This window comes from Specibacter sp. AOP5-B1-6 (genome assembly GCF_052376555.1).
Lineage (GTDB): Bacteria > Actinomycetota > Actinomycetes > Actinomycetales > Micrococcaceae > Specibacter.
The window spans coordinates 19,823-28,553 of sequence record NZ_JBQSVT010000049.1 but is presented as its reverse complement, the minus strand read 5'-3'; the positions used below and the strand labels follow the sequence as shown (position 1 = coordinate 28,553).

Below are 8,731 nucleotides of genomic sequence, written 5' to 3'. Positions count from 1 at the left end.
CATGGCTCTGCAGTCACTGGTCCGGCTGCTCAGCGCCGTTCCGGAAAGCCGGGAGAAACTCAAGGTGGTGGACCCGGATACAGGCGGGCTGGTCTCCAACGAGGGGCTGTTCAAGCTTTTGGGGGCATCCGAGGCACTGGCGGATTTCCTGATGCGCCATCCGGAACACCTCGATGTGGTGGACGCGGTGGCCGTGCAGGAGCCGGAGGCCGTCGACGGCGAGGTCCTGCGGGAGTCGCTCCTGCGCGCGGTTGGCGCCGACCCGGCGTCGAACATGCCGACAGCGGCCCTGGTGGGCACCGAGGCGCGAATAGCCTTGCGGACCAGATACCGCCGGCACCTGTGCGAGCTGGCGCTGCGGGATCTGGGCGCGGCCTCGTCGCAGGCCGTCATGCCCATGGTGGGCGCCGAGCTGGCGGACCTGGCAGCGGCCGCCATTGAAGCCGCCCTGGCCGTTGCCCGCACCGAAGTGGGGGCCAGTGTCGGTGCGGAGAAGGTGGCGGCACTGCGCTTTGCCGTCATTGGCATGGGCAAGTGCGGGGCGCGGGAATTGAACTACATTTCAGATGTGGACGTCATGTATGTGGTGGCCGTCGACGAAACGGCTGGGACTGCAGCCGGCTCCACTGAAGCCGGCACGGAAACGGGCACAGGCACGCAAACGGCCACTGGCACGGAAACCGCCGCTGGGACAGGCACGGAAATGTCCCCGGGAATGGATGAGGGGGAGGCCGCCAGGCTGGGCAACGCCCTTGCCGGCGCGCTCACCCGCACCATATATTCCCCGGAACGTGAGCCGGGATTGTGGGAGGTTGACGCCAATCTGCGCCCCGAAGGCGTTGACGGGCAGCTGGTGCGCACCTTGGATTCGTATCTGGCGTATTACGATCGCTGGGCGCAAAGCTGGGAATTCCAGGCGCTGCTGAAGGCCCGGGCCATGGCCGGTGACAAGGAGCTCGGTGCGGCATTCGAGCAGGCCATTGAGCCGCTGGTCTGGGCCTCGTCCGAGCGGGACGGCTTTGTTGAATCAGTGCAGGCGATGCGTCGCCGGGTTACGGCCAACATTCGTGATGGCGACGCCGACCGCCAGATAAAGCTTGGCAAGGGCGGCTTGCGGGATGTTGAATTCACCGTCCAGCTGCTGCAGCTCGTTCATGGCAAGACCGACACCAGCATTCGGTCCCGGGCAACCACGACGGCCATCGATGAGCTGACAAAGGCGGGCTACATTGGCAGGACCGATGCAGCCCTGCTTTTAAGCCATTACACCTACCTGCGCGTCTTGGAACACAGGATCCAGCTCGTCCAGATGCGCAGGACCCACACCATGCCGACGGCGCCGGAACAGTTGCGGGCCTTGGCGCGGGCGGTGTCCGGCCCGCTGAGCCTTAAACGGCCGAGTGCCGGGTCGCTCTTGGCCGACTGGGCCAAGGTCAAGCGCTCCGTGAGCTCGCTGCACGAACGCATTTTCTACCGCCCCATCCTGGCCACAACAGCCAATCTCAGTGCCGAAGACGCCGCCCTGACCACGGGAGCCGCAAAGGCCCGGCTGGCCGCGCTGGGCTACAGCGACGCTGCGGGGGCGGCCAGGCACATTGAAGCGCTCACGGCCGGAATCAGCCGGCGGGCTGCGCTGCAGCGTCAGCTGCTGCCGGTGCTGCTTGGCTGGCTGGCCGACGGCGTCAATCCCGACGCCGGACTGCTCGCCTTCCGCCGCGTGTCCGATGCGCTGGGCACCTCGCACTGGTACCTTGGCATGCTGCGCGACCACCAGGCCGCGGCCGAGCGACTGTGCCATCTGCTGTCCAGCTCGCGGCTTGTCAGCGACCTCCTTGAGGTGTCGCCGGAAGCCACCGCCTGGCTGGGCAATTCCAAGGAACTGGTGCCGGAAACGTTTGAGGCCCAGTGGGTTGAGATCCAGGCAACCATTGCCCGCCATGGCAACTCGCCAGGGGCCATGCGCTTGATCCGCCTGATCAGGCAACGGGAGATCCTGCGGACGGCCATCGCCGACTGCTGCGGACTCCGCAGCCAGGACGAAGTTTCCGAGGCGTTGAGTGACGCTGACAGGGCTACAGTTTTGGGTGCGCTGCGGATCGCCGAGATGGAGGTGTGGGCGGGGGAAGCGCCGCTGACCCGTGTACAGGTGGTGGCCATGGGCCGCCAGGGCGGACGCGAAATTGGCTACGGCTCAGACGCCGACGTCTTGTTTGTGCACCAGCCTGTTGACGGCCTCAGTGAGGAGCAGCTGGGTCAGACAACGAAGCAGGCCATGGCAATTGTCCAGAAGCTGACGGCCCTGCTCACGGCCCCGGTGCGTCCTGCCATCCAAGCCGAACGGGTGCTCAGTGTTGACGCGGACCTGCGCCCCGAAGGGCGCAACGGACCGCTGGTGCGCTCACTGGAAGCGTACCGGGAATACTACTCCCGGTGGTCTTCAGCGTGGGAAGCCCAAGCATTGCTGCGGGCCAGGCCGATGGCAGGCTGCGACGAGCTGGCCCAGGCATTCGTGTCCATGGTGGATCCCGTCCGCTACCCGCGGTCGCTGCCCGAGAACGATGTGCGGGAGATCAAGCGCATCAAGGCCAGGATGGAATCCGAACGGCTGCCCCGCGGCGCCGATCCTGCCCGTCACGTCAAGCTGGGCCGGGGCGGACTCAGCGACGTTGAATGGCTTGTCCAGCTGTGGCAGCTCCAACACGCCCACAACCATCCGGAACTGCGCACCACCAAAACCGTGCCGGCCCTGCAGGCGGCAAAGGAGCTGGGTCTCGTTGACGGCCCCGACGCCGAGCTGCTGGAATCGGCGTGGCGGCTGGCGGGAAAAATCCGCAACGCCAACGTCATGTGGACCGGAAAAACCTCGGATGTGCTGCCGTCGGCACGGGGGGACTTGGAGGCAGTCGCCCGATGGTGCGGCTACGATCCGGGCAACGCCGCAGCCTTTGAAGACGACTATTACAGTCTCACCCGCCGCGCCAGGGCGGTCTTTGAACGCCTGTACTACGGCTGAACGGCGGGCCGGGCTGGGCGCCGCAAACCGCTAACTCCCGGCCAGGGCACGGGCGTGGGACAACATGGTGACGACCGTCGCGCCGGTGACCAATTCGCCGTCGTGCACGAATCCCTCCTCACGCCCGGTGAGATCGGCGATGAGCCGGCCCTTCCACAACGCCAGCAGCTCGGCATGTTCGGGCACGGGGGCGAGATTGTGCATTTCACCGGGGTCGGCGTCGAGGTCGAAGAGCTCTTCGGTGCCCCATTCCGAGGCCCACAGGTATTTCACGTGGCCGTCGGTCACCCACTGCAGCGACTGGCCAAAATACACGTGCTCGCCATGCAGCCACTGGCGCCAGGGCGCATGGTCCGGCCCATCAACCGGCGAATCGCGCACGAAACGGGCCAGGGACCGCCCGTCGCAGGACTCCGGCACCGGCACCCCGGCCAAGTCGAGCAGGGTGGGCATGACGTCGCGCAACTCCACCACTTCATCGACCACGCCGCCGCGTCGGGCAGCGGGATCATTGGGCGCAGGTGCCACGATGAACGGCACACGGGCCGAACCTTCGTAGCCAACAGCCTTGCGGTAGAAGTCGTGGTCGCCCAGCATTTCACCGTGATCGGAGGTGAACGCGATGATGGTGTCTTCCGCCAGCCCAAACTCGTTCAGGGCCTCGAAGACGCGCATGAGCTGCATGTCAATTTGTGTCATCAAGCCGTAATAGCCGGCACGTGCGCGGTGCGTGACGGCCTCGGACAAGGTGCCGAAAGCCAGCTGGTGGTTGCCATTGGTCCGCACCGATTCAAAGTGGTGTTCCCAGTCGCCGAGCCGGCGCTTGAAGGCCGGCAGGTCAAGGTACATGTCCATGGCCCACCGGGGCGGGTCATACGGGGGATGGGGGCGGTGAAAAGACAAGTACAAAAAGAATGGGGCCGTGGGGTCACGCCGATACAACCATTCAACCGCCTGTGTGCCGGTCCAGGATGTCGGGTGCAGGCGCTCGGCCTTGTCCCACGGTCGGGCGACGGTTGAATTGCAGCCGGCGCCGTGGTCAAAGTACTCCTCGTCGGCCGTCACGCCCGGTTGCCGGCGCAACCACGGGACATAGTCATCGAAGAACTTGAAATCCCTGCGGCCCTTGCGGGCAAAGTGCAGGAACCCGTCGTGCAGGAGCACATCGTCAAAGCCCACCCGGTTGCGTGCAGGGTGGACATGCAGCTTCCCGATGGCCTGGGTCTGGTAGCCGGCCCGCCCGAACTCGCCCTGCAGCGTGACTGGATGGACGTCGTCGAACTTGACGCCTTCCTCATAACCCACCCGGCCGTGGCGCTCCTGGGACTGCCCGGTGAACAAGGCAACCCGGGCCGGAACGCAGGTGGGCGTGGCGGAATAGGCGTGCCGGAACCTGGCGCCCCTGCCTGCCAGCTCGTCCAGATGCGGAGTTTGCACGTGGGGATGCCCCTCGGCGCCGAGACAGTCGCCCCGCCATTCGTCGACGCAAATGAGGATCACATTGGGTTTGTTCATGGTCTACTTTCCTCGGTCGGCCCGCAGCGGGAGTAACCGGGGCCACATTCAGACTACGGCAGGACTCCGGGCGGGCGACGGGACGACGGGCGGGCGGACGACCGGCGCGAGGAGGCAGGCAGGACATAATGACTGGCAAAATCGGCGTGCTCTCGCGTGAACTCGCCAAACGCTGTAACGTCTTTGGGGTACTTCATTCGGCCCAGGAGGGGCGAAAATCCGTTGTGAGGGAAAATTAATGCTGAGGCTTCCACCCATACGGCGGCGCAGAGGTGGCACTTTCGCCGCCCTCGCCGCCTTTTTTACTGTAGCAATCATGTTTTTGGGGATCGGTGGTGCCTCAGCGCTGAGCGCACCAGCCGCCCCAACCGCTGTTTCCGCCGGTTCCCAGTCTGCCGACGTCAAGTCTGCCGACGTCCAGTCCGCGGACGTCAAGGGCAAGACGTTCGCCATTGCCACCGACACCACCTTTGCCCCGTTCGAGTTCCGCGACGGCAGCGGCGAACTAATCGGCATTGACATGGATCTGCTGCACGCCATCGCCGACGAAGAAGGCTTTGAGGTCGACATCAAGTCGCTCGGCTTCGACGCGGCCCTGCAGGCATTGCAATCGAACCAGGTGGCGGGCGTCATCGCCGGCATGTCGATTACCGATGAGCGCAAGCAGATCTTTGACTTCTCCGATCCGTACTTCGACTCCGGCGTGCAGATGGCCGTGGCCAAGAACAATGAGGAGATCAAGACCTACGAGGACCTCAAGGGCAAGACCGTCACCGCCAAGCGCGGCAGCGAGGGTGAAACCTTCGCCAACTCGATCAAGGACCAGTACGGCTTCACCGTCAAGGCCCTTGCCGATTCGGCCACCATGTACGACGACGTCAAGGCCGGCAACTCGGTGGCAGTGTTTGACGACTACCCCGTGCTTGCCTACGGTGTCAGCCAGAACAACGGGCTGAAGATTGTCACCGACAAGGAACAGGGAAGTTCCTACGGGTTTGCCGTGAACAAGGGACAGAACCAGGAGCTTTTGCAGGCCTTCGACAAGGGTCTGGCGGCGCTGAAAGCCAACGGCGAGTACGACAAGATCCTTGACAAGTACCTTGCCAAGTCAGAGGTTGAGGAGCAGGGCGGATTCTTCCAGCTCGTCAAGGACAGCTTCCCGGCCCTGATGAAGGGCCTGTGGCTGACAATGGTCGCCACCGTCCTCTCACTGGCCATCGCGCTGGTCCTGGGCGTGCTCTTCGGCTTCTTCAAGGTTGCCGAAAACAAGATCCTGCGGGGCATCGCCACCACCTACGTCGCCATCTTCCGCGGCACGCCGCTGCTGGTGCAGGCGTTCTTCTTCTACTTCGGCCTCCCACAGATGACCGGCCAGCCGCTGGACGTGCTCACCGCCGGTGTCATCACCTTGAGCTTGAATGCAGGCGCCTACATGACGGAAATCGTCCGCGGCGGCATCCAATCCGTGGATACAGGCCAGCTCGAAGCCAGCCGCAGCCTCGGCCTGAGCTACGTCACCTCCATGCGCCGTGTAGTGGTGCCGCAAGCCGTGAAGATCATGACGCCGTCGTTCATCAACCAGTTCGTCATCACGCTGAAGGACACCTCGCTGCTGGCCGTCATCGGCTTCGCGGAGCTCACCTACCAGGGCCAGCAAATTTACGCCTCGAACTTCCGCACGGGTGAAACGCTGTTGATCGTGGCTGCGCTGTACTTCATCGTGATCACCATCTTGACCCAGCTTTCCAACGTCCTGGACAGGAAGTTCAACAAATGAGCGCAAGCGACAACACAGCAAAAATCAGTGTCCGTGACCTGAAGAAAACCTTTGGCTCCAATGAAGTGCTCAAGGGCCTCGACATTGACGTGGCGGAGGGCGAGGTTGTGTGCGTCATCGGCCCGTCGGGTTCGGGCAAGTCCACGTTTCTTCGCTGCCTGAACAAGCTCGAGGACATCACCGCCGGTACCGTGACCGTCAATGGTTTCGATCTGACGGACGCCAAGGTTGACTTGAACACCGTGCGCCAGAACATCGGCATGGTGTTTCAGCACTTCAACCTGTTCCCGCACATGTCCGTCATTCAAAACATCATGCTGGCACCGGTTGAGCTGAAGAAGCTGGACAAGGCTGGCGCCCGTGCGAAGGCCCTGGCGCTGTTGGAGCGTGTGGGATTGTCCGAGAAGGCCGATGCGCGTCCGGCGTCGCTCTCGGGCGGGCAGAAGCAGCGTGTGGCCATTGCGCGCGCGCTGGCCATGAACCCGGGCATCATGCTTTTCGACGAGGCAACCAGCGCCCTTGACCCGGAGATGGTGGGCGAGGTGTTGCAGGTCATTCGTGATCTCGCCGCCGAGGGCATGACAATGGTCGTGGTCACCCACGAGATGGGCTTTGCCCGCGAGGTTGCCGACCGCGTCGTCTTCATGGACGCCGGCGTCATTTGCGAAGAGGGCACCCCCGAGGCCATCTTCTCCAATGCGCAGCAGCCCCGACTGCAGGAGTTCCTGGCCAAGGTTCTCTAGCAGTAGTGCAGGGGTGGCCGGCCTTCGGGCGGGCCACCCCTGTCCTTGTATTTTTGATAGTTTGGCGGTCGACGCCGGCATAACAGTTTTGGAGGTACGTGATGGACATGCAGGGCATTCTTGACGAGATAGTTGAGCGTGTCGCGACGCTGTGCCACCAAGGTTCAGTTGCCGCGTACATTCCGAGCCTGAGCCAGGTCTCGCCGGAGAAGTTTGGCATCTGTGTGGCCATGGCCGACGGCACGGTGTACGGGGCGGGGGACTGGCGCACGCCTTTCTCGATTCAAAGCCTTTCAAAGGTTTTTTCGCTCGCCCTCGTGATGTCGTATGACTACGACTCGATCTGGCGGCGTGTGTTCCGTGAACCCTCCGGAACCCCGTTCAACTCCATGGTCCAGCTGGAGGCTGACCGCGGCATTCCTCGCAACCCGTTCATCAACGCAGGCGCCCTGGTCGTCACAGACAGGCTGTTGACCTTGACGGGCGACGCCGCCGGTTCGGTGCGTGGACTGCTGCGCAGGGAATCGGGCAATCCCGAGGTTGAAGTGGACGAGGTGGTGGCAGCCTCCGAGGCCGGCCACGGCCACCGCAATGCCTCGATGGCGCACCTGCTGGCCAGCTACGGCAACCTCGAAAACCCCGTTGACGACGTCCTGGCCAACTACTTTAACCAGTGCGCGCTTGAAATGAGTTGTGAGGACCTGGCCAAGGCGTCCCTGTTCCTGGCCCGCCATGGCGTCTCAACGGGCGGCACGCCGTTCCTGAGCCCCAATCAAAGCAAGCGTGTCAACGCCGTGATGCTCACCTGCGGAACCTACGACGCGGCAGGGGAGTTTGCCTACCGTGTCGGCCTGCCGGGCAAAAGCGGGGTCGGCGGCGGCATTGTGGCGATCGTCCCGGGCCGCTGCTCAGTCACGGTATGGGGTCCGGCGCTTGGCCCCAACGGCAATTCAGTGGCCGGCATTGCGGCGCTGGATGCGTTCACGGCGCGCACCGAATGGTCAATCTTCTAGACGGGCCATGGCTTGTTGGTGGCCGGCCCGCGGGCGCCTGGCCTGTGGGCCGGTGGCTGGTGCCGCCAGCCACTGGCCCGGTGGAGATGGAACGTGAGAAGAATGAGGTTTCGTCAACATGCGTTGACTCCAGAATTGCCGTCAACTACTGTTGACGTTGGAGGTGTTGAACGTGAAAACATTGTTGGGCGACATGGATGGAATGGGGCCCGCCGAAGCTCTTTCTGCCGTCGCGGAAGCACGCAGGCAACTGGCCCGGACGGAGTCCGAGATGGTGGCCCGGGCCCGGGCGGCCGGGTTGTCGTGGGAGGCGGTTGCACTATGCCTGGGTGTGACGAAGCAGGCGGTTCACAAGAAGTACGGCAAGCGATAAGTCCCTAATATTAACCTCACATACAGGTAACTATCAGGTTAGATACGTAAGTTCGAAAGTGTTACCCGTTGGATTTATATTGAAGGAGGTCCTCATGGGACTCGGAGATAAGATCAGCAACAAAGCACAGGAAGCGGCCGGCAAGGTCAAGGAATCTGTTGGTGACGCCACCGACAATTCCAAGCTCCAGGCTGAGGGTGCAGCGGACCAGGCTGCGGCGAAAGCCAAGCAGGCCGGTGAGCACGTCAAGGACGCTGGCAAGGATGTCTTCGGAAAGTAACCCGCGGACTGCTTGAA

General features: G+C 63.4%; 7 protein-coding genes. 6 read left to right on the top strand and 1 reads right to left on the bottom strand.

Annotated elements, in window-relative coordinates:
- The first annotated feature begins 1 nt into the window (after position 1).
- Complete coding sequence (locus ACT3TS_RS17425) at positions 2–3,013, top strand: bifunctional [glutamine synthetase] adenylyltransferase/[glutamine synthetase]-adenylyl-L-tyrosine phosphorylase (RefSeq protein ID WP_444532792.1); 3,012 nt, start codon at positions 2–4, stop codon at positions 3,011–3,013.
- A gap of 30 nt (positions 3,014–3,043) precedes the next feature.
- Here ACT3TS_RS17425 and ACT3TS_RS17420 read toward each other — a convergent pair whose 3' ends face one another.
- The gene (locus tag ACT3TS_RS17420; protein ID WP_444532791.1) at positions 3,044–4,528 is read right to left on the bottom strand and encodes an arylsulfatase; all 1,485 of its coding nucleotides are present in this window, start codon (positions 4,526–4,528) and stop codon (positions 3,044–3,046) included.
- A 316-nt stretch (positions 4,529–4,844) separates the two neighbouring features.
- Here ACT3TS_RS17420 and ACT3TS_RS17415 point away from each other — a divergent pair, with 316 nt between their 5' ends.
- The 5 genes from ACT3TS_RS17415 (at position 4,845) to ACT3TS_RS17395 (ending at position 8,714) form a co-directional block, all read left to right on the top strand.
- On the top strand, positions 4,845–6,305 hold the full coding sequence (locus ACT3TS_RS17415; RefSeq protein WP_444532790.1) for an amino acid ABC transporter substrate-binding protein/permease: 1,461 nt from the start codon (positions 4,845–4,847) through the stop codon (positions 6,303–6,305).
- A complete protein-coding gene (locus tag ACT3TS_RS17410) occupies positions 6,302–7,048 on the top strand; it encodes an amino acid ABC transporter ATP-binding protein (protein ID WP_444532789.1) in 747 nt (248 codons plus the stop codon). The genes ACT3TS_RS17415 and ACT3TS_RS17410 overlap by 4 nt, the downstream gene beginning before the upstream one ends.
- Before the next feature lie 101 nt (positions 7,049–7,149).
- Complete coding sequence (locus ACT3TS_RS17405; RefSeq protein WP_444532793.1) at positions 7,150–8,061, top strand: glutaminase; 912 nt, start codon at positions 7,150–7,152, stop codon at positions 8,059–8,061.
- Between the two features lie 172 nt (positions 8,062–8,233).
- Complete coding sequence (locus ACT3TS_RS17400; protein WP_444532788.1) at positions 8,234–8,434, top strand: AsnC family protein; 201 nt, start codon at positions 8,234–8,236, stop codon at positions 8,432–8,434.
- 94 nt (positions 8,435–8,528) lie between these two features.
- Positions 8,529–8,714: a CsbD family protein gene (locus ACT3TS_RS17395; RefSeq protein WP_444532787.1), complete on the top strand. Its 186-nt coding sequence runs from the start codon at positions 8,529–8,531 to the stop codon at positions 8,712–8,714.
- Positions 8,715–8,731: the final 17 nt, after the last annotated feature.